Source organism: Marinococcus sp. PL1-022 (assembly GCF_033845285.1).
Classification (GTDB): Bacteria; Bacillota; Bacilli; order Bacillales; family Marinococcaceae; genus Marinococcus.
Map to the genome: position 1 here is coordinate 2,547,044 of NZ_JAWXCX010000001.1, position 22,428 is coordinate 2,569,471.

The following is a 22,428-nucleotide window of genomic DNA, read 5'->3' on the forward strand; positions in this document are numbered from 1 at the left end:
TATTATGTTCTCTGTGCATTATTGCTAAAAACGGCTGATTTATTTCTTTCGAAATGTATATTTTCTTACATTGGAATAATTTAGTCATTTGGTTTGATTTTTGGAAACGTTATCATTATACTGTAGGTATATCTTCTTACTTCACTACCGAACGTATTTTAATACTATTAGGAGGGTTTCGATGCTGGAGGGTAAAACAGCTTTAATCACAGGTGGCGCCGGCGGTATTGGCAAAGAGACAGCTCAGCTGTTTCTCGATAACGGAGCGGACGTTGTTCTTGTGGATGTGAATGAAGAAGCTTTAACGAACGCTAAAAATGATTTAACGAGCGGGGAAAAGACAATTACTGTTATCCAGGCAGACGTAACAAAGGTAGAGGACGTCGAAAATTATGTTAAACAAGCAGCAGAGACCTTCGGAAAAATAGACATTTTCTTTAATAATGCAGGTATTAACGGCCCTGTCACTCCTATCAGGGATCTGGATAAGGAACAATTTGACTTAATCATGAATATAAATACGACTGGCATTTTCCTTGGGCTGAAGCATATGATCCGGCAAATGGAAAAACAGCAATACGGGGTGATCATCAATACCGCTTCCAACGCTGCCTATATCGGGTCAGCGGGAATGGCTGGATATATTGCCTCCAAGCATGCTGTGGCCGGCCTGACGAAAACGGCCGCTTTGGAAGCCGCTTCAGCCAATATCCGGGTAAACGCTGTAGCACCGGCTGCCATTGACACACAAATGCTTACCAGTATTCAGCGCAACCTTTCGCCGGACGATCCGGAACAGGCGGCAGCGGCAATTCGCGAAGGAATACCGGCTGAACGCTTTGGCACTCCAAAAGAAGTCGCGGAAGTCGTACTTTTTCTCGCTTCCGACCGGGCCTCCTTCGTTACCGGTTCCTTGTATAACGTTGACGGAGGCATGCAGGCCGATTAATTTGCCCTCTCTGTATAACCTCCTCCTTCATGCGCGTTCGCTCTCACTCGTGATACAATCAAACGAGCGAACAGGGTCTTCCGACGGCCTGCATGAAGGAGGTTCTTTTTTTGAAATTAATTATTGGTATAACCGGCGCAACGGGCGCCATTTTTGGCATCCGCCTGCTCGAAATATTAAAATCCACCGACATCGAAACCCATCTGATTTTATCCTCCTGGGCAAAGGCTACGATTCCGCTTGAAACAGCGTACACCGTGGCCCAGGTGGAGGCGCTGGCCGACGTTTCGTATTCCTCGAAGGATCAGGCCGCCCGCATATCCAGTGGCTCCTTTCGTACCGAGGGCATGATTATCGCTCCGTGCAGCATGAAAACGACCGCCTCTATCCGTCACGGCTTTGCGGACAATCTTATTGCCCGCGCGGCGGATGTCGTTTTAAAAGAGCGCAAGCACCTGCTGCTGATGACACGGGAAACGCCTCTTAACACCATTCACCTGGAAAACATGCTCGCCCTTTCCAGACTCGGTGTAACTATTGCTCCGCCGATGCCTGCCTTTTACAATCAGCCGGCAGATATCAATGAACTGGTCGACCATATTGCCTACCGCACGCTCGACCAGTTCGGCATTCATATGGAAGAAGCTGATCGATGGGAAGGCATCCCATCTTCGAAACCCAAATAAAAGCGGACGCCCGGTCAAAAGGCGTCCGCTTTTATTTCTGAATTCGATTCTCTTAAGATACTATCAGGCGAGCCAGTCGCCCTTCATAACGGTCACTGCCCGCCCGCCGATATGACAGCGGCTGCGGTGCATTTCCACCTCCACAATCCCTTCCCGTTTACTGGCCTGTTTGGCCGTGAAGCTCTGCTTTGCCATCCGTTTTGCCCAATACGGGCCGAGGGCACAGTGCGCCGAGCCCGTCACCGGGTCCTCCTCCACACCAATGGCTGGAAAGAAGCAGCGTGACACAAAGTCGATTCCTTCCTCTTCCGATAAAGATGTAACTATGCATCCGCGTGTTGTATGCTCCGCTAATGCTTCCATATCCGGTACGATATTTCGAAGCGCCGCCTCGGAGTCGACCTCTACAACAACATCCATCCGATTCTGCTCCACGGCAGGCGCCTTTATCCCAAGAGCCTGCAGAAGCCCTTCATTTAAAGGCGCAGGCTCGGGCGGCTCTGACGGAAAATCAAGCCAGATGGATCCTTCTTTTAGAAAGGCAGCCAAAGGCCCGCTCGCGCTTTGAAACGTAATCGTCTGCGTTTTGGCCACTTCCTTCTCTTCCCACAGCACGTGTGCGGAGGCAAGTGTCGCATGACCGCATAAATCCACTTCAGCGGAAGGGGTAAACCAGCGTATGCCGTATTCGCCTTCTTCCTTTTTGAACAAAAAAGCCGTTTCGGAAAGATTCATTTCTGCAGCTGTCTGCTGCATCCACGCCTCGGACTTCTGCTCCGTTCCCTCCAGCAGGCACACGCCTGCCGGATTACCGTAAAAAGCCTCATTCGTAAAAGCGTCCACCGTATATATCTTCATGTTTTTTCTCCTTATCACTATTATTCTGCCTGCATTGTAGCACAGGTTGAAAAAAAGGGCATCGAACTCCTCTGAGTCCGTGCCCTTTACGTGAATTATGCCTGCTTTGCTTTATTATTTTTTACTGCGGTCAAAATGAACGGAACACTGATCGATAAAATAATCATAATAATCAACACGATACTGATCGGCGAAGAAAAGAACACCGAAGGACTGCCATCGGACACAATTAAACTCTTACGGAAATTCTGCTCCATATCGTGTCCGACAATCAACGCCAGAATTAAAGGAGCGATCGGGAAGCGCAGCAGTTTAAAGGCCAGTCCGAGCACGCCAAATGCCAGTAGGATGTAAAAATCGATCGTGCTGTAGCTGAGTGTATAGGCACCGACAAAGCCAAGCATCAGTATCAATGGATACAGAATATGGGACGGCGTATCAAGCACTTTAATTAATAGGCCGACTAAAAGGATGTTAATCACTACCAGAAACAGATTTCCGATAAACATACTGTTGATCAGTGTCCAAATAGTTGTTGGTTCACTTTCAAACAACAGCGGGCCGGGCTGGATGCCAAGCATAACCAATGCCCCCAGTAATACAGCTGTCGTTCCGGATCCGGGTATGCCCATGCTTAACAGCGGGATCAACGCCCCTACAGAAGCGCTGTTGTTTGCTGATTCAGGAGCAGCTACTCCTTCAGCCGTTCCCTGGCCGAATCTTTCCGGAGTCTTAGATAACTGCCGCTCCGTAGTATAGCCAAGCATCGAAGCGATAGATCCGCCAGCGCCAGGCAGTACTCCAATTAAAAAACCGAGCGGAGCACTTCGAATGATTGGCATTCTGGAGGCCTTCCACTGTTCTTTGGTAAACCACAGGCTTTCCACCTTGTTTTTCTTTTCCGGCGGCCGGTTAATAGCAATAAAATTATACAATACTTCCCCGACAGCATAGATGCCAATGATAACGATAAGAAAATCAATGCCCTCGGTCAGCTGCGGCAGTCCCATTGTAAAACGGTACACACTGCTTTGTGCGTCCACCCCGATCGTAATCAGCACTAAGCCGAACAGCATAGAAATAAACCCCTTCAGCATATCCCCCCGGGAGAGGGACACAATCGCTGAAAGCGTAAAAAGCATCAGCAGAAAGTATTCGGCCGGGCCAAAGCGTATGGCGAAATCAGCCAACGGCCCGGCAAGGAAAGTAAAGCCTACGACCGCTACTGTTCCTCCAACCAGGGAAGCTATTGTAGCTATCGCTAAGGCCTGGCCGGCCTGGCCGTTTTTGGCCATCGGATATCCATCAAACGAGGCAGCAATCGCTGATGCATCCCCAGGTGTATTTAAAAGAATAGAGCTTCTCGAGCCCCCATACATAGCTCCGTAATAAATGGCAATTAATAAAATCATCGCACTGATCGGTTCCATGCCGAAAGTAACCGGGATCAATACCGCTACGCCTGTAGCCGGCCCCAGTCCAGGAAGCATCCCCACAATCGTACCCAGCAGTCCTCCTAAAAAGACAAAAAGTAAATTAAGGGGGGTTATTGCATTCATTAAACCGTCTATAAAATATCCGTAATCCATTTTTCTTCCCCCTGTTCGTTATGGCAGACTGATATTCAGCATTTCCGCAAAAATGTACCAGGACATAAAAGTGAAAATAAGTGTTGTAAGTATATTGATGAGCCATCTGGATTTACCGTTAATAATGAACATAAGTACTCCCAAATACAGCAGAGTGGCAATAATGTAGCCGGCAAAGTCAAATATAAGCGCATAAACCACTCCGAAAACAAGCGTTCCCACGATAATATAAGGAGTACGGCCCTGAGCAATTGCCTGTATATCTTCGTCTTCCTTGTGCTCCTGATGACGCTCCTTGTAGGAGCGAATGAAATAAAAGACGCTCAAAACGAGAAGCAGCACGGAGGCTCCCATTGGAAAATAATGCGGCCCGAAAGCATTTCCAAGCTGGGCCTGAGCTAAATTTAATGTCGCAATGATAAAAACTACTGCCGTTAGTATAAACACCGCCGGCAGCGATAATTTAACCGCTGTCATGCAAAGCACCTCTTTCTATTCAGTCAAACCAGCGTTCGTCAGAAGCTCTTCATACGTTTGCTCCTGTTCGTCCATGAATTGTTCTGTCTCTTCTGCGTCCATGTAATAATCATCCCACTGGTTGTTTTCAAGGATGGTCTTCCATTCCTCTGTTTCAACCATCTGCTGCAGGCGTTCGTCCCAATAAGCAATCTCTTCCTCTGTCATATCAGGAGGACCCATAACCCCGCGCCAATGGGGGAAGACCAGATCTACACCCTGCTCCTTGAATGTCGGCACCTCCGGCAGTTCATCCAGGCGTTCCTCCGAAGAGACTCCCACAATATCCAGCCGGTCGGCTTTATACTGTTCACTTGCTTCCGAGACTGACATCGTCGCAACATCAATGTGACCACCCAGCAGAGCTGTAACTACTTCGCCACCGCTCTCGTAAACTAGAAAATCCAGCTTTGACGGGTCTATACCATATTCCTGGGCAGCCTGTATAAATGAAAGATGGTCATCGTTGCCAAGCCCGGGCGCCACTCCTATTTTTAATGATTCCGGATCCTTTTTCAGCTGCTCCATCACGGACTCTAAATCTTGATAGTCCGAGTCTGGTCCAACCGCGATGGACTGCCATTCTGTAGCTAAAATCGCCAGTGGTGTGAAATCTTCATGGGATAATTCACTTAGCCCTAACGCATTATTGGTGAATAAAAGGCTCGAGTTTACAGCCAGCGTGTTGCTGTCTCTGTTTTTTAAATACTGAAAACCCACTTCGCCTCCGCCTCCGGGTTTATTCACTACATTAATGTCGGATTCCACCAGATCATTATTATTCAGGGCTCTCTGCATTGACCGGGCCGTCAGATCCCAGCCGCCTCCAGGCGTAGCCGGAGCCACAAATTCAATTAAGTCCGGCGGATAATCACTTTCTTCACCCTGGGACTGCTCTGCGGAACAGCCGCTGATAAAAGCAATGGATAATAACAACAGCACTAATTTTTTCAATGATTCCCCTCCTCACGCTTTTCGTTATACTATCAACAATCTTATAGATTTTTCTGTAAATTGTAATCGTTTTCAAAATTACTCATTTTTAATTCTTTTGGTGCTTTTTGTTCATTTTGTGCACAAAAAAAGAGCTCGGAAAGGAACTCTTTTAAATTTCATAATAATGTCGCTCCGGCCGGCCTACAATGCCGTACTCCAGCCGGGCTTCTGCTTCTCCTTCAGAGATCATAAATTCTAAATATCTTCTCGCCGTGGTTCTGGAAGCACCTATTTTATTCGCCGCCTGCTCCGCAGTAAGTCCTCCGTGAGCCTCGCGTAAAACCTTTTCTACACTTTCAAGGGTCAAGTAGTCAATACCGGTCGGAAGCTTTCGTTTATCTGCAGCAGGCTTCGATTCAACCGGCTGGGACAGATAATCATCAATGAATTGCTGGTTCACATTTTGCACAGCATCCATGGAGTCTCTTTTCGATAAATAATCCTTTATTGTCTGTTCAAATTTTTCAATGGTCACCGGCTTAATCAGATAGTTAACAATACCGCCGCGCAGCGACTTCTCCAGGTATTCCCGGTCCGTGGCTGCCGTAATAATAATAATGTCTGTGCCGGGATAAAAGTGACGAAGGTCCTCAAGTAAATGTATTCCCATACTGTCCGGAAGATATATATCAAGCAGCAGCACGTCAGCTTGTCTTTCCTTGAGCAGCTCCCACATTTCCTTCGCATTCAGAGCGTGACCCGCGGATTCTATACCATTAATATTTTCCAGGTACTTCTCGTGCAGCATGCCTATCCGGTAATCATCCTCCACGATTAACGCCTTACGCATCACGTACCCCCTCCTTATTTCTTTCTTTGGGAATAAACACACTTACAACAGTTCCCTCCTCCGGGTTTGAATATACTTCAATCATTCCGCCCAGCTCGTCGACTTCATTTTTAACGTTTGCCATGCCATAGCCACGGCCCTCTCCCTTCGAAGAAGCACCCTGCTGGAAAAGGTCTGTTTGAAGATCCTCCGGCATCCCAGGCCCATTATCTCTTATCTCCATGACAATGTCATTGCCAATATCCGTTACAAAAAAGCTTACTTCCCGTTTCTTTTGGCCATTCACTGCTTCAATTGCATTATCGATTAAATTCCCGGCAATAATAATTAATGATGTTAAAGTCACATGCTTTGGCATACTGGATAGAAAAGATTCTGAATCAATAATAAAATTGGTTTTTTTCTCTGAAGCGGCGGCGGCTTTTCCGAGGAGCACAGCCTGAAGCTTTTCATCACGGATTTGGTCTACCACCTTCTTCGTATGCTTTTGCTGAGCGTTGGATTCATCCATCAGCATCTGTTCTGCCTCTGTATAATAACCGAGCTGCAAAAGACCCATTAACGCGTAAAGCTTATTCGTGAACTCATGGGACTGGGCCCGCAGATCATCAGAATATTTTTTTACATCAGAGAATGCTTCTATCATCTGCTTCATCTCCGTTTTGTCCCGGAACGTGAATACCCTTCCCACCCTCTGTCCATATTGGGCTATTGGACTTTCATTTACAATTAAGGTTTTTGAAGCCGTTATTATTTCTTCGTTTCGAATCACTGAGCTGTCCTTTAGCATCTTCCTTTCCCGGGAAGAGGGCAATACTTCTTCAATCAGCAGTCCTTCGCGGTTTCGGGGAAGCTGCAGAAGCTCCTCCGCAGCTTTATTAACCATCGTCACCCGATCATCATTATCCACCGCAATAATCCCTTCATGCACAGAGCCAATAATAGCCGCCCGGTCCCGGTACAGATCAGCAATCTGATAAGGCTCCAGTCCCAGCGTATCCGAGCGGATACTTCTGGAGAGCCATACGGTACAAACAGCTCCGATCAGCAGAACAATTAGTGAAATGGCAGCTGTCCGGCCCGTCTGCTTCCACACATCTGCCCTGATGGCAGCTTTGGAATATTCAACAACAGCCGCTCCTTCCACAGAGGTATAATCGCCGTAGTCTATTGAAACAGGCGCATGACTCCGGATGACTTCTTCATTATCTGTGCTGCCCTCTCTCACATAGCTTCCGCCGAATACTAAAGCTGTATACGCATCCCCCGAATCAGGATCAAGCTCTCTGCCATCCCCTGCAATTACCTCGCTGTTTCGATCAATTATGTATACCTGGTCTGCGTTCACCTGCATGCGTATCTGTTCACTAATCACATCTGCTTCCTGCTTTTCCCCATTCTCAAAAGCATCTTCCACTGCCGGGAACCCTGCCACGGATCGACTGGTCTGCAGGGCAAGCTGCCTGGCATCGTTGGTTTCCTGACGGAATTCATTCCAGGCGTAAACACTGTTTGCCAGAACAATCACCAGCAGCAAAAGCAGAAATACCAGGAATCCAATTTTTGTCTGCAACTTGTATTTTTTGCGATTCAATTTGGCCCTCCTTTCCGTCTGCAATTATTTTTTCCAAATGTGAAGTATCTTTTATCCTATCATAGAAAAACATGTATTTAGGAAACAAGGATTAATTATCCATTTGATAGGGAATGGGGTATGACACATACTTCCTGCCCCGGTAGTTGTGACTATAAGCAGAAAGGAGAGAAACTAATAGATGAAATGGAACTGGAAAAAAAATACTTCTCTGCCTTTTCAGGATGTTTTCGGCCCAATTGAATCGACAATCACTCACGTCACTTATGATTCCCGGAAAATCCAGGAAAATGGCTGCTTTGTCTCGATACCGGGCAAAAATATCGATGGGCATACGTTTATTCCGGATGCTGTCCGTAACGGAGCGTCCACCATCGTAGGAAGCGACCGTGATACACTGAGCCACTATGCTGCCTCATTTCCGGCCGTCACATTCGTTCTCGTGGAGGACAGCAAAACGGCGATGGCTGACTACGCAGCACATCTGCACCACCACATTCACAAAAAAATGAACCTCTTCGGCGTAACGGGTACCAACGGAAAAACTACCGTTACGGCTTATATACGGTCAATGCTGAACAATTTAGGAGAGCCTGCGGGCATTATAGGAACAGCTGGAGTATGGTCTAAAAACAACAAGCACCCGTTTAAGCCCACCACCCCTACTACGCCGGAAGCGGCAGACCTTCATGATATTTTCGCCTCCTTTTATGAAGAAGGCACGCGTACAGTAGCGATGGAGGCGACTTCTATTGCCATCGATTTAAAACGGCTGCACGGCCTCGAATTCGAGGTGGGCGTGCATACCAATCTCGTGTCCGAGCATATGGAGTTTCACGGCACGATGGAGAACTATAAACGGGCAAAATTAAAATTATTTCAGCAATCGCGCCAGGCCGTGGTGAACCTAGATGATGACGGCATGGCCGAGGACATTTTAAACATGTTCGACGGCCCGGTCTGGACATACGGTATCCGGCGCCCTGCAGACATTATGGCGAGCAACATCCGCACGGATGCAGGCGGCTCGAGCTTTCTGCTGACTGTGCAGGGACGCTCCTACTTAGCCAGAGCTCCGGTATTTGGTGAATATAATATCTCCAACACGCTGGCAGCGGTGGGATCGTGTCTTGCTGTCGGCTACACGGTATCCGAAATTCTGTCCTCTCTTCCAGGTATTCAGGGCGCGGAAGGACGTTTTCAGATTGTCTCCGATTATCCGGGTAAGCAGATTATCCTTGATTACGCCCATACGCCTGACGCGTTGGAGCTGGTCGTGGAGACGGTCAAAAGCCTTCCCCATAATAGGCTTATCCTCATGATTACCGGGATCGGTCTCCGGGACCCGGCCAAACGTCCGAAAATGGCAGCAGCGGTGGACGGAAAAGCAGATCACATCATTGTTTCCGTCGACCACCCCGGCCCGTATAACCGGCAGCGGATCGTCGATGACGTTGCCTCGGGCTTCCAGGATCCCGAAGCGGAAAATGTATACAAAAGAAAGCACCGCGAGGACGGCATTCATACGGCGCTCTCGCTGGCTGAAACTGGTGACCTGGTCGTGATTACCGGCCTTGGGTTCGGCGGCTATCAGGTGATCAACGATCAGCATGTGCCCTACGATGAACTTAAAGTGATTGATGCTTATTTTCAGGAAGACCGGCAATTATCATAAATATTTTTAAAAGGACCAGGAGAGCTGCAAACTCTCCTGGTCCTTCTTTCATAATAAATGTATTTTTTATCCATAAGTAGTAATTGATGTATTATATTTTCTTTGCTAGAATCGAACTATGTAAGAAAAAAAGCCTATATATATCCCAACTATATACAAGCTTTTTCCCTCTCTGTCTTCTGTTGATGAATAAGTCTTGTGTTCATTCTAATGTTTATAACCAAAAAAACTTTCATTTTCTTAACATTCTTTTCGTTATATTCATATGGCTTGAACAATTAAGCAGCATAGGGAGGAATGAAGGTATGGGAATTTCGAAGGGCAATAGGGATAGAATTATTCATCAGCTTACGCTTTTTTATCATACTACTGGTCTGCCTGCTTCATTTGCCTTTTCTGACGGATATTTATATTACAGCGTTCCCGCCGTTGAAGAAAGCGACAAGCCATGCTTGTACGAAGCGGTAACGCAGACTGCCATGTGGGCCTCGCTTCATGCAGACCAAAGCTTTCTCTTTCATGAGGATAAATATCACCGCTGTTATCTGATTGCCAGCCGGCTTTCATTTATCGAGGGCTTTATCATTGCCGGCCCTTTTGTTACAGAGGAGTTTTCTTCTCATTCTGTACGAAATCTATTAATTGAACTCGAGCTTCCGATGAAACAGGAATCGCATTGGCGCCAGCACCTGAATTCTCTTCCTAAACGAAACAGTCAGCAGATTCATTATTTAATGGAAAGCTTATCTCTTTCAGTTACTGCTTCTCCAGCAAGGGCTTCTTCTTTAGAAAAGCACGAGGAAGAATGGATACCTTCTGTGAATAATTCAGAAGCTTTTCCAGAAGAAATGCCGGTACATTACCCTTATGAGCTGGAGCAGGAATTCCTTTATCACTTAAAAAACGGAGATGAACGTGTTTTTACGCTGTTAACTGAGTTTGATTCATATTCTCCGTACAAGCTGGGTGCCACTTCTACCCGTGCCAATAAAAATTCATTAATTGTTCTGGTTTCCCTATTGGTCCGCGCCTGCATTGAAGCAGGCGCCAAAGCGTGCAAAATGATGAAAACCGGTGAACGGATCGTTCAGGAAATTGAGAGCAGTGCCCGTTTACAGTCTCCTTATATGCTAAAAGAGGAAACCATCGATATTGTCTCCATCTTTTTACGGGAAATTAAAGAAGTACTCGCTAACTCCCACTCTCCAGTAGTAAGACAGATTATCAGCTATATTGAAATGAATATTTGTGAAAATGTTACTTTAAATGACATTGCTGAACAGTGTGGGCGTCACCCTAATTACATTTCAGGCTTGTTTAAAAAAGAAACCGGCCAAACTCTCCAGGAATACCTATTGAATGAACGTATTAAACGTGCCAAATATTTTCTCGCCTATTCCGATCATTCACTTATAGATATAACCCATTACAGTGGGTTTCAGAGCCAGAGCTATTTTGCCTATCAGTTTAAAAAGTGGACGGGGACTACTCCCCGTATCTACCGCCATAAGTATCAGGGGTAACCATTTACTGGTTTTCCCGTGTAAAAAAACGATCCTTCGTCCGAGGATCGTTTTTTCTATTCCTTATACTTCCATTAAACGAACCGGAGCATATTGTTCAGCATAGTTCAAATAGCCGGAAATGTTATGCTCAATGTCATCAATTCGCACCCGGAAGGAATGATGGCGAATAAAGAAGGAGCCGAGAATCGCTTCCGGCTTCCGGAAATACATTGCAAGCTCCGGATAGAAAAACCCATTCAGCTGGTGCACAGCCCGGTGTTCAATTGTCCGGTACACTTTTTCTTCATCGAACCCTTCAAGCAGATACTCCTTTCCCTGGGCTTTCATGTTTTCAATCATTTGATAGCTTGCCATTAACAGCTCCAGGAATGTTGGATAAGCCGTAATGCGGTGATAGATAAAGTCCAGCTTTTTTTCTACGTTTTTCAGTCCGAATTGATAATATTTATCCTCTGGCCTGTATTTGGTCAGTTCGTTCGTACAATAGCTTAACCAGTGATCATGGTGCTTCCAGTGGCGATTTTCGATAAAGTAATCAAACGCACGGGTGACAGTCTGCAGCCATCGTTCATCAGGATCGAGAGCATACAGGCGCATGAGTGCAAAAGCCGCTTCTCCATCATAATATACGATACGGAAACGTTCCTTTTCTGATAAATTCCAGCCGTTCAGCACATGCATAAATTGACCGTTTTCCAGCTGCATCTCACATATTCCCCTGGCCAGACACCTCGCTTCTTCGATATACGTCTCATTATCGCAGACCAAGCTGTATTTCGTGATCGCAAGAATGGCAGCAGCGTTCGCGCCCAGCTTAATTTCTTCATCGTTTTCTTTATCCACCACGTAGAGACATTGCTCTCCCCGGCTATTTTCGCCTGGAACTACAGCTTCACGAAGCACATAGCGAAGCGCCCGTTCACAGCTGAGCTTTAAATCGTGATCTTTTGTGTGCGAATACGCTTCAAGCATCGAGTACAACGTACTGCAGTGGCGCAGAATATTATACCATTTAATTTCTTTATGAAAGCCGGCAAAATAACCATAAACAAATCGTCCGTTTCGTTTCACCTGCTGCTCTAAAAATCGGGAGGATTGCGAAACAACATCGAGCGCCGTTTCCTGATCCACATCATTTATTTTTCTTCTTCCATTATCGACGCCTCCACTTTCAAGCTCATACGTTTTCTCTTCATTTGAATCGTAAAACCAGCTGATGGTGTCAAATAAGATCATATGCTGCATATGGTTCGGGCGGACCGGATACCTTTGATCACGATAATTTTTAACATAGAGGTTTAAATTTTTCATGTTCCATTCATCGCCTTCTCCATTGTCGCTCTTATGAAGAAAACCGTTCGCATGAATTTCCTGTTCCAGAAACGCCAGGTGGAACTGATCATCAAAGGAGATGCCTTTACGCAGATAATTTTTCTTTGTCTCCGCCGAAAGGGCAAGCAGGTCGTTCCATGTACAGCGTTCCAGACGGATGGGCACGTCCACCTTCACCCACTCGATATTCTGCTGCTTTAGTACACTCATTCCTTTTTGATGAACTTTTTTCAAAGCAGTCTCCAGTGTATTTCCATGTAAAGGATACACACGCGCCCGCTGTTTTCGATGACCCAGGGTTAAAAATAAAGGCACAGGAGCTTCGGTCCCATAAAAAGAATTATGTGTTTTTTGAATGAAGGTTTCCTGCTTCGAAAGATATGTTCGTATATCCTGAACGGCCTGCTTCCATTGTTCTTTATTCATCGAAAGCTCCCCCTCTTTACTTAAGTATAGAAAGAAAAGCCCCCTGAAACGGGCACAGGGGGCTTTTCATCAATTATTGGTGACGTCTTCTTCTTGTGAAGAGCAGGAATCCAACACCAAGAGCTGCCGCGGCTGCGCCGGCAAGACCAATAGTCAGGGTATTCGTTGCTGTAACTGGAAGCATACCGCCATCTTCATCGCTGCTGCTTCCTTCACCCATACCATTCTGACTGGAATCGTCATCCATGCCGTCTTCACTGCCAGTGCTGTCTTCGTCAGAAGCCTCCTGCACTGTAATTGTTTCTGGATTGCTTTCGTTGCCTTCATCGTCCTCAAGCACTGCGGTGATTTCCGTTCCTGCCGCCTGAGGTGTAATAGCAACGGACCATGATCCATCTTGATTAACCGTTCCAGTGCCAATCATTTCTTCGTCTACCATGAGCATTACTGTCGCTCCTGGAGTTCCACTTCCGCTTACTGACTGACTTTCGTCTGTTACAGGATCGATAGACGGAGCATCCAGAGTCATATCGCTGTCAGCGTCAGCGTCTCCATCAGCATCCGCGTCTCCATCAGCATCCGCGTCTCCATCAGCGTCCGCATCGCCATCAGCATCCGCATCTCCGTCGGCATCCGCGTCTCCATCAGCATCCGCATCTCCATCAGCATCCGCATCTCCGTCGGCATCCGCGTCTCCGTCAGCATCCGCGTCTCCGTCAGCATCCGCGTCTCCATCAGCATCCGCGTCTCCGTCAGCATCCGCGTCTCCATCGGCATCCGCATCTCCGTCGGCATCCGCATCTCCATCAGCATCCGCGTCTCCATCAGCATCCGCGTCTCCATCGGCGTCCGCATCTCCATCGGCGTCCGCATCTCCATCGGCATCCGCGTCTCCGTCAGCATCCGCATCTCCATCGGCATCCGCATCTCCGTCGGCGTCCGTATCTCCATCGGCATCCGCATCTCCATCGGCATCCGCATCTCCGTCAGCATCCGCATCTCCGTCAGCATCCGCATCGCCATCGGCATCCGCATCTCCATCGGCATCCGCATCTCCATCGGCATCCGCATCTCCATCGGCATCCGCGTCTCCGTCCGCATCCGCATCGCCATCGGCATCCGCGTCTCCATCGGCATCCGCATCTCCATCCGCGTCCGCGTCTCCGTCTCCATCATCAAGAGCTGGAACGGTTACATCTACCGAAGCTTCTGAATTTGCGAGAACGTCCGCATCTACTAGAGCCTCCTCCAGCTGTACTCCATTGATCGTGTAATCACCAGCTTCTGGACGCTCGTTATAAGCGACGGAAACATTAATGCTTTCTTCACCAAGCACGCCAAGGTTTAACAGACTTTCTGTCGAAACAAAGATACTGTCACCTTCGACAAAAGCGTTCCCGTCCTGCTCATTGAGATCTAATGAAATAGTGTCTCCGCCTTCAGCGCTGATCGTGATTTCCTGAACATCTGCTTCTGATAGAAGCTCCGGCGGGAGATCAAATCTGTAATAATCTTCATCGAGCAGTCCAAGATCTGCGGCGTAATCAACTGTATACTCGAAATCCAATGCTTCAGGATCGGCTGTTTCGTCATAAGCACCGGTCATTGCTGCATCTTCGATGACGTCAACATCAACATCTGCATCGCCGTCGGCATCCGCATCTCCGTCACCCTCATCAACAGCTGTGACTGTAACAGTCTCAGGATCACTTTCGTTCCCGGCTTCATCCGTCTGGGTGGCAGTGATATCAGTGCCTGCTTCCTGCGGATCAATATCTACTGTCCAGGTGCCATCTTCATTTACCGTTCCTGTACCGATCGTTTCATCATCAACAGTTAAATTAACCTCTGCTCCTGCTTCCCCGTCACCTGTAACTTCCGTATCGTCACTATCCACCGGATCAACCTCAGGTGCCGGCGGTGCTTCCTCATCTACTTCATCAGCGGCAGTTACGGTCACACTGTCCGGATCGCTGGTGTTACCATCGTCATCAGTTTGTACGGCAGTAATTTGCGTGCCTTCATCCTGTGGATCAATATCAAGGGACCAGTTCCCTTCTTCATCCACCGTTGTTTCCCCTAATTCTTCATCATCGGCAGAAACCGTTACATCGTTACCAGGGTCTCCGGTGCCCGTGACTTCTTCGTCATCACTGTCCACAGGATCGATCTCTGGAGCATCCGGCACCACTGCCTCTTCTGCAGGAATACTGACGGAAGTTGTTGCTTCAGAGTCTGCCAGCACTTCAGCATCTGCCAGATCACCGTCGAGCTGCGAGCCGGTGATCTCATAATCTCCTGCTGCCGGCCGTTCGTTGTAAACTACTTCAACACCTATAGATTCACTGCCAAGTACATCAACGTCTAAAAGGCTCGAGGATGAAACGTAAATGGAATCGCCGCTGACAAATGCGTCTCCGCTTTCATCATTCAAATTGACCTCTACGAGATTTCCATCTGCACCCGTTACATTAATTGCTGAATAATTTGCTTCTGACAAAAGCTCTGATGGCAGTTCAAACTGGTAATACCCATCTTCAAAAAGAGCTGCTTCAGCCAAGTATTCTACATCGTAGTTAAAGTTCAGTGTTTCTTCTTCTTCCGAATAGCTGCTTCCCATTGAAGCCTCGGAAATGACGTCTGCATCGACATCTGCATCTCCGTCATCCGCAGCCGTAACTTCTACGTTCTCTTCCGGACTTTCAACGCCGTCATCATTCGTTTGTACAGCACTGATGACTGTGCCTTCGTCCTGTGGATCAATATCAAAACTCCAGTTTCCATCGTCATCAACGGTAGTTCCTCCTAATTCTTCTCCATTAGCGGAAATTGTTACGTCGTTACCCGGATCGCCGGTGCCTGTTACAACTGTGTCATCGCTGTCAATGCCATCAATACCCGGGGCTCCCGGAGCCTCTGCTTCAGCATCATCTACTGTAATTTCAGCATTTCCTGAATCACTTATTTCCAGTAACTCTAGATCAACTAAGTTATCTGTGTCTACAGCTGCTGCGGATAAAGGATAAGTTCCAGGCTCTAAAGGTTCGTCAAAGGCAAGGTCAAAACTGACATTAAGACTGTCAGTAATACCTAAATCATCAAGTAATTCATTCAACCCTACTAATCCGGTTATGCCATCCAGCCCGCTTAACAGTTCAGCATTCACTAAACTTGTATAATCTACAATAATTTTATTACCATCAACAACAGCACTTGCAGAGCCTTCATTCACTTCCAATAGCCCGCCATCTACAGAGAGCCCAGATATATTATCTTCACTTAATTGCCCCGCTAATTCCTCCGGAAAAGCAAATACTACTCTTCCATCTTCAAGCAGATCCACATCAGCGATATTATCTGCCGTATAGTTCAAACTCAGGCTTTGATTATCTTCAGAAAGTTCAGCGTCCAGTTCATTGTTTTCAAATACCCCGACTTCAGCAACCGCCGCCTCCGCAGTCTGTGCCGCAAATGGATTGCTGAGTGTATTTATATAGGATGATATGCCTTCCTTAGTGGAGTCAGAGACACTGCTTCCAAAGGTTGGTACTGTAGTTCCTAAGAGTAGAGCAGCCGCTGCCACCATGCTTCTTGTACGATAGTTTCTCCGCCTTCTGTTGCGGTTCATTTTCGCCGCATAGTCGATCGGCTTCCTATGTTTGCGCATATATTCACCCTCCTAGATTAAGGCCTTCTCGGCCCTTACTACTTGTAGTCTAGGAGGTATTAAAATCAGAAAATTTCAATATTTTAACATTTTTATCAACATATAAACACATATTAAATATAAACATTTCTTTCGTACTAACCCTGAAGAAAACACCACTGGATTAAAAATTTATATTTCGGGAAACACGCATAATATACGAATAATATAAGGAGGCTTTTCATGGATTATCAAATTACTGCCATTCATATAGGCGGCAGCCGGGAAAAGGAAGAGCACATTACGCATATACAGCTGGTGGACGGTACCGAGGAAACAATTGAAAAAGCGATCGCAAGCATTGATGAAGGCAAGGATTACTATTACCGCGTAGACGGCGGGGATAAAGTACGCGTGGATACCATCCATCCGGAAGATCCAAACACTCCGGCCTATCTCCGGACCCATCCGGATCAGTCAACAACAGACAATTTGTTAAAGCTTCCGACGTTTGACCCAACGTACACCCCGTAACCGCATTAAAGCAGCGTCCTCCTTCGGGAGAACGCTGCTTTTTACATTTATAGCTCCTGTTCAAACGGATACAGTCCCTCTGCTTCAGCTTCATCGGCATAGTTGTTTAAAATTTCTTCAAGTATATCCTCTGCATCTTTTCCTTCTGCATCAATACCGAGCGCCTGAGCGGCCTGGGTAATTTCTACTTCCCTTACGTCCGCCATCATCTGCGACACATCTTCAGTAACATCCACGCCGTAAGCGGCTGCTTTTTCCTTCCATTCCGACAGAAGCACTTCATCAATTACGGTCTGTTCATCCTTATCCTTAATAGCTATGCCATAACGCTCTGCTTTTTCCATTAAATCATTCTCCCGGATATCTGTGCCCATCCGTTCTATTTCGGCTTCACTTTTTTGCGCCGATACATTGGCCGGCAGGGCCACACTCGACAGTATACAGGCGGTAATGATGGCATACATCCATTTTTTCATCAGTTCAACCTCTTTTTTATCCATAGAGTGAATTCTCACTTCATCTTATAAGTGAAACATGTCAGGAAGAAGTCAGGCAGAGGATTTTACATTACATCTGTTTGTTGTTCATGATTCGTTTCCTCGTCCGGGAAGTCCTGCGGCAGTTCAAATACAAACACTGTTTCTTCCGGCCTGCTCGACTGCAGATACAGATCACCGCCAAGCCCCTGGGCGATGAGTTTACTGAAAGGCAGCCCGAGTCCGAGGCCGTGCACGCTGTATTTTTTATTTTCTCCCCGGTAGAAGCGCTCAAACACCAGCAGCTGTTCCTCCTCGTCAATCCCCATACCGCTGTCTATTACTTCAATTGCCACCATGTGATCGTCTTTTTCTCTACACTGAATAGTTAAAGTCCCTTCTTTATTCATTGCCTGGTTTGCGTTATTTAAAAGATTGACCATAATCTGCTGAAAGCGCATGGGATCAGTATAAACCGCATGTGTCTGTTCGCCGTACAGCTTTTGGATATCCAGCCGGTCTGTGTCATTTGAAATCGACCACTGGTGAATAACTTCGTTCAACAGCGACTCCAGCGTCAACGGCTGCATGTCTGTGGGCACACCCTGAGAGGAAAAGGTATTAAATTCCAGCAGGTCAGCGATCATATTGCGCATTCTGCCCGTTTCAGCCAGCGTCACGCTCAGGAATTCCTTTGCCTCATCTCCCGTCACTACATCGTCTTTGACTGCCTGGACCATCCCGCTGATGGAAGTGACCGGCGTTTTCAACTCATGCGTAACACCGGCAAGCAGCTCCGTCCGCATGCTCTCGAGCTGGCCCAGCCTCGTAGTCATATCATTAAAGCCGGTAACCAGTTCATCAACCTCCCGTTCCTTCGCTTCAGTATCGATGCGTATCGCGTACTTTTCTTCTTTCACACGCTGAAAGGCTTCAGCAATCTGCTTGATCGGGCGCAGCATCCGCTTGGAAAGGATGTAAATCGTAAGCCATCCCAATATGGCCAGGCTCACCAGCAGAATGCCGACCAATTGGTACTGGCCGCCAACTTTAATTAATGAATCAGCCGGCTGGACAATGACCACCCATCCTTCAAAGGAACCGTTGTCGTTCTGGATACGTGATTTTACCAGGTACTGCTCCAGACTCCCCTGCTGCACCTTCACCGTCTGCGGGCCGGACTCGAGAAATGAATCCGGAAATACAACAGGATCCTGATAGAGGGAATTTCCGAACAACGAGTTGGACACGATGTTTCCGTTATTATCCACGACATAAACAAGCGGCTCTGTTTCAATATCGAATGCCTGCTGGCGCTCGCGCACGTAGGCGGCAAGGTCGGCATTTAAGCCAATCGAATTATCTTCTGCACCTGCTAAATCCTCTGAAATTTCATCCGCCAGAAACGAGGTAACATTCAGTCCCCGTTCAAGATTGTAGGAGCGGAGCCAGAAAAATGAAATCAGGCCGATAATAATTAAACCGATGCACAGCGTAATAAAATAGCGTGTCGTCCAGTAGCGGAGCAGCGAAACTTTTTTATCTTTATTCCTCTTTAACACTGAGCTGATACCCCACTCCCCGGAGCGTTCTGATTTCTCCTTCTTCCACCGGCCAGTTTTTCAGCGACCGGCGGATCCGCTTGATGGCCAGGTCCACTGCGCGGTCGCTCCCTTCGTAATCGATGCCCCATACATGGGAAATTAGCTGCTCCCGGTCAAAGAACTGATTTGGATGATTGCCCAGAAAAATAAGCAATGAGAGGTCCCGCGGTGTCAGGTCCAGCTGCAGGCCGTTCAGTGTCACGGCGTACGCCTTTTCATCAATGACCAGGCTTCCGAACCGTTTAAGGTACTGCTCCTCTTCCGCTGAAGAAGCTGTTTTACCGCTGCGCCGAAGTACAGCCTGGACGCGGGCCACCACTTCATCTCCTTCAAACGGCTTCGGAATGTAGTCATCCGCCCCGCCGTCGAATCCTTTTAAACGATAGTCCACATCTCCGAGAGCAGTCAGCATTATACACGGGCAGTCGCTCGTGTTCCGGATATGTTCAAGCACCGCCCAGCCGTCCCGGCCCGGAAGCATGACATCAATTAAGGCCAAATCAAATGCTCCACGGTCGAACGTCTCCACGGCTTCGTTTCCCTCATATATTTGAGTCACTTCAAAGCCCGCCTTCTGAAGATAGGCCCGAAGCACCTGACTGATTGATGTTTCGTCTTCAATTACAAGAATCGAGCTCATAGATGCTCTCTCCTTTCTCTATGTACTTTCATTATAAATCAACGAAGCGCAGGAACAAACGGGTTTTCCCTGCGGTCCGGTACAAAAAAAAGACCCTCGCGGGGGAACGAGGGCGTACAGCTATATGAATCTAGGGGGTAATTCCATGAAGAGTGCACTACCCGAGTGAGTGCAGCTCTTAAGCCGAGCAATAATACCCAGCTAAAACACAATTGGATTGTTTGCATAGGGCCATCGTATCCACATGGCTTTTCGACTTATTCTGCAGTTACAGGACGATCAATCGTTGTTCTAGGGGGGTCAACATATTTAAGGTCCTGGTAACCAGTAAGCTGCATATCCTCACCTTTTCTTCAAGTGTGCCAGCCATTTGTTGCACTTTCCCTTTCGACAATGCAGCAAATATAGGGCGGAAGAAAATGATGATTCGATGCCGTTTACGTGGCAACTGTATCAGAAGCCGGCTTTCACTCCGCTTTCTAAGAAGTTAATCATGGTGCGGCGCGGAAGTGTTATAAGCCGTGGCGGCCTCTACATTTATTACTATAAGTGGTTTGTGTGTCAGCAAAATGTCAAAAGAAATTTTTTTAAAAGAAAAGCGTAGAATGTTTGATCAACGGCTCGGACGGCTCGAAATTCAGCCTGGCTTGAGACGAAGTCGCAAACGGGATGAATCTTGAACGGACCGCAGCCGGTAACATTTGGAGCTGAACAATAAAAAGTGCAGACAAACGTTACTGAGTCAGGAAAAGTTCAATTATTTCCTATAGTACAAATACATAGTCAGCGGCGCAAACACAAGCACTAATAAAAATGAACCGAAGAGCACCCACCCGACCTCAGCGAAGGCCGGTTCTCCACCCATAAATCCGCGGACAGCTACTACAAGAAACGATACCGGGTTGATCTCCACAATCGGCTGAAGCCAGCTGGGCATTGTTTCAGGATCGACAAATACGTTGCTGATAAACGTTAACGGAAACAAAACCATCATGCTTGCTCCCATTAGTGACTTTTCCGACCTCATCACAATGCCAAGTGTCGTCCAAATCCAGGAAATACTGAAGGCAAACACGAGCAGTAAGCCTACTCCCAGCAGCACACCGACCAGCCCTCCCTCCGGCCGGAATCCAAGAATAAAGCCAAGTGTAATCATAATCACAGAAGCAATCGAATACCTGACAAGATCCACGAGCAGCGCCCCGACAAGAACAGAGGGTCTCCAGACCGGCAGTGTCCGGAAGCGGTCGAATACTCCCTTGGTAATATCGTTGTTTAATTCAATACCTGTATACATCGTAATACTAACCACGGTCAATACCAGTACCCCCGGCAGCACAAACTGCAAATAGGCTTCTGTGGATCCGGCAAGGGCGCCGCCAAATAAATAGGTGAACATAAGCAGAAAGATAATTGGAAAAGCAGTAATATCAAAAAGCTGCTCGGGCACATATTTGATTTTCAGAAGCATTCTGCCTCCAAAGGTAAGGGACGCTGAGACCGGGCCTGCGTTTTTCGGACGTTCGCTGGACGACACTGCGGCTCTTAGTGCATCCTGCTGACTGAGGGGAACCTGTTTTTTGTTCATGCTTCCGCCTCCATTTCTTCCTCTTCGGCTGAACGTCCAGTCAGCGTAAGAAATACTTCATCCAGGCTCGGTTTGCCTACAGAAAAGTCTGAAACAGCGATACCGGCTTTATTTAATTCATCGAGTATTTGTACCGCCAGGTCGTTCTCTGCCACCTGGGCCGTCAATCCCGTCGCGTTAGAGGAATAATTCACAGCTGTTCCCAGCTTTTGCTGCAGCAGCCGGGCAGCGAGCGGCCGCTGCCCGGGATCCTGAAGACGGACATGCAGCTTGCCCACACCCACCGACGCTTTCAGTTCGCCGCTTGTGCCTTCTGCAATCACTTTTCCCTGGTCAATTACTGCGATCCGGTCTGCCAGCTGGTCTGCTTCATCTAAATATTGAGTCGTTAAAAGCACCGTTGTGCCTGTATCCACCAGCATCCGTATAATATCCCACACCTGGTTGCGGCTTCTTGGATCAAGGCCTGTGGTCGGCTCATCCAGAAACAGCAGATCCGGCGTTACCACAATGCTTGACGCGATGTCGAGCCGGCGCTGCATCCCACCGGAATACTGCTTCACCTGTTTTTTTGCGGATTCTTCCAGCCCAAAGGCGTAAAGCAGCTCGTGCGCTCTGGCTTTTGCCTGGGCCCTCGTGAAGCCCATCAGGCGACCAATTAAATGAAGATTTTCCAACCCTGACAAGTCTTTATCCACGGAAGCAAACTGTCCCGTCATACTGATCCGCTTTCGTATGAACGCCGCCCCTTCCACCACGTCATGTCCAAATACACTTGCCTGGCCTTCGCTTGGCTTTAGAAGAGTCGCAAGTATGCGAAGAACCGTCGTCTTGCCCGCTCCGTTTGGACCGAGCACGCCACATACCGTGCCTGCCGGCATCTCCAGGTCAATGCCATCTACTGCCCGGGTCGTTCCAAATGTTTTTACCAGACCTTTAACGACCACGGCCGGTCTCTGTTCCTCCGCATTGTCAGCCATCGCTTGAGCCCTCCTTATTTATT

Annotated in this window: 18 protein-coding genes; 5 read left to right on the forward strand and 13 right to left on the reverse strand. The window is 47.6% G+C overall.

Going from position 1 to position 22,428, the window contains the following annotated elements:
* The first annotated feature begins 181 nt into the window (after nt 1-181).
* A complete protein-coding gene (locus tag SIC45_RS13105) occupies nt 182-949 on the forward strand; it encodes an SDR family NAD(P)-dependent oxidoreductase (RefSeq protein WP_319632475.1) in 768 nt (255 codons plus the stop codon).
* Nucleotides 950-1,059: 110 nt separating this feature from the next.
* Nucleotides 1,060-1,635 carry a UbiX family flavin prenyltransferase gene (locus tag SIC45_RS13110; protein WP_319632476.1) on the forward strand — a complete coding sequence of 192 codons (576 nt, stop codon included), beginning with the start codon at nt 1,060-1,062 and terminating at the stop codon, nt 1,633-1,635.
* A 63-nt stretch (nt 1,636-1,698) separates the two neighbouring features.
* Here SIC45_RS13110 and SIC45_RS13115 read toward each other — a convergent pair whose 3' ends face one another.
* The 6 genes from SIC45_RS13115 to SIC45_RS13140 form a co-directional block, all read right to left on the reverse strand.
* Nucleotides 1,699-2,493, reverse strand: a complete 795-nt coding sequence (locus SIC45_RS13115) for a PhzF family phenazine biosynthesis protein (protein ID WP_319632477.1) — start codon at nt 2,491-2,493, stop codon at nt 1,699-1,701.
* 95 nt (nt 2,494-2,588) lie between these two features.
* Nucleotides 2,589-4,082 (reverse strand): tripartite tricarboxylate transporter permease, encoded by a 1,494-nt coding sequence (locus SIC45_RS13120; RefSeq protein WP_319632478.1) that lies wholly within the window; start codon nt 4,080-4,082, stop codon nt 2,589-2,591.
* Between the two features lie 18 nt (nt 4,083-4,100).
* Entirely contained in the window at nt 4,101-4,559 is a 459-nt protein-coding gene (locus SIC45_RS13125; RefSeq protein ID WP_319632479.1) for a tripartite tricarboxylate transporter TctB family protein, read from the reverse strand.
* Between the two features lie 15 nt (nt 4,560-4,574).
* The gene (locus SIC45_RS13130) at nt 4,575-5,552 is read right to left on the reverse strand and encodes a tripartite tricarboxylate transporter substrate binding protein (RefSeq protein ID WP_319632480.1); all 978 of its coding nucleotides are present in this window, start codon (nt 5,550-5,552) and stop codon (nt 4,575-4,577) included.
* Between the two features lie 151 nt (nt 5,553-5,703).
* Nucleotides 5,704-6,384 (reverse strand): response regulator, encoded by a 681-nt coding sequence (locus tag SIC45_RS13135; protein ID WP_298787372.1) that lies wholly within the window; start codon nt 6,382-6,384, stop codon nt 5,704-5,706.
* Entirely contained in the window at nt 6,377-7,978 is a 1,602-nt protein-coding gene (locus SIC45_RS13140; protein WP_319632481.1) for a sensor histidine kinase, read from the reverse strand. The genes SIC45_RS13135 and SIC45_RS13140 overlap by 8 nt, the downstream gene beginning before the upstream one ends.
* Nucleotides 7,979-8,159: 181 nt before the next feature.
* On the opposite strand from SIC45_RS13140, the gene SIC45_RS13145 reads away from it, so the two are divergent.
* Both SIC45_RS13145 and SIC45_RS13150 read left to right on the forward strand, forming a co-directional pair.
* Nucleotides 8,160-9,653: a UDP-N-acetylmuramoyl-L-alanyl-D-glutamate--2,6-diaminopimelate ligase gene (locus tag SIC45_RS13145; protein WP_319632482.1), complete on the forward strand. Its 1,494-nt coding sequence runs from the start codon at nt 8,160-8,162 to the stop codon at nt 9,651-9,653.
* Between the two features lie 305 nt (nt 9,654-9,958).
* Entirely contained in the window at nt 9,959-11,176 is a 1,218-nt protein-coding gene (locus SIC45_RS13150; protein ID WP_319632483.1) for an AraC family transcriptional regulator, read from the forward strand.
* Between the two features lie 63 nt (nt 11,177-11,239).
* Here SIC45_RS13150 and SIC45_RS13155 read toward each other — a convergent pair whose 3' ends face one another.
* Together SIC45_RS13155 and SIC45_RS13160 are read right to left on the reverse strand one after the other, a co-directional pair.
* Entirely contained in the window at nt 11,240-12,937 is a 1,698-nt protein-coding gene (locus SIC45_RS13155; RefSeq protein ID WP_319632484.1) for a hypothetical protein, read from the reverse strand.
* A gap of 73 nt (nt 12,938-13,010) precedes the next feature.
* Nucleotides 13,011-16,604, reverse strand: coding sequence for an Ig-like domain-containing protein (locus SIC45_RS13160; protein ID WP_319632485.1), 3,594 nt, complete (start codon nt 16,602-16,604; stop codon nt 13,011-13,013).
* 222 nt (nt 16,605-16,826) lie between these two features.
* On the opposite strand from SIC45_RS13160, the gene SIC45_RS13165 reads away from it, so the two are divergent.
* On the forward strand, nt 16,827-17,117 hold the full coding sequence (locus tag SIC45_RS13165; protein WP_319632486.1) for a DUF3892 domain-containing protein: 291 nt from the start codon (nt 16,827-16,829) through the stop codon (nt 17,115-17,117).
* Between the two features lie 47 nt (nt 17,118-17,164).
* On the opposite strand, the gene SIC45_RS13170 is transcribed toward SIC45_RS13165, so the two are convergent.
* The 5 genes from SIC45_RS13170 to SIC45_RS13190 form a co-directional block, all read right to left on the reverse strand.
* Nucleotides 17,165-17,593, reverse strand: coding sequence for a hypothetical protein (locus SIC45_RS13170; RefSeq protein ID WP_319632487.1), 429 nt, complete (start codon nt 17,591-17,593; stop codon nt 17,165-17,167).
* An 86-nt stretch (nt 17,594-17,679) separates the two neighbouring features.
* Nucleotides 17,680-19,155, reverse strand: a complete 1,476-nt coding sequence (locus tag SIC45_RS13175; RefSeq protein WP_319632488.1) for an ATP-binding protein — start codon at nt 19,153-19,155, stop codon at nt 17,680-17,682.
* Nucleotides 19,139-19,837, reverse strand: coding sequence for a response regulator transcription factor (locus SIC45_RS13180; RefSeq protein ID WP_298787383.1), 699 nt, complete (start codon nt 19,835-19,837; stop codon nt 19,139-19,141). Before SIC45_RS13180 ends, SIC45_RS13175 begins: the two co-directional genes overlap by 17 nt.
* 757 nt (nt 19,838-20,594) lie before the next feature.
* On the reverse strand, nt 20,595-21,425 hold the full coding sequence (locus SIC45_RS13185; RefSeq protein ID WP_319632489.1) for an ABC transporter permease: 831 nt from the start codon (nt 21,423-21,425) through the stop codon (nt 20,595-20,597).
* Nucleotides 21,422-22,405 carry an ATP-binding cassette domain-containing protein gene (locus SIC45_RS13190; protein ID WP_319632490.1) on the reverse strand — a complete coding sequence of 328 codons (984 nt, stop codon included), beginning with the start codon at nt 22,403-22,405 and terminating at the stop codon, nt 21,422-21,424. Before SIC45_RS13190 ends, SIC45_RS13185 begins: the two co-directional genes overlap by 4 nt.
* Between the last annotated feature and the right edge of the window lie 23 nt (nt 22,406-22,428).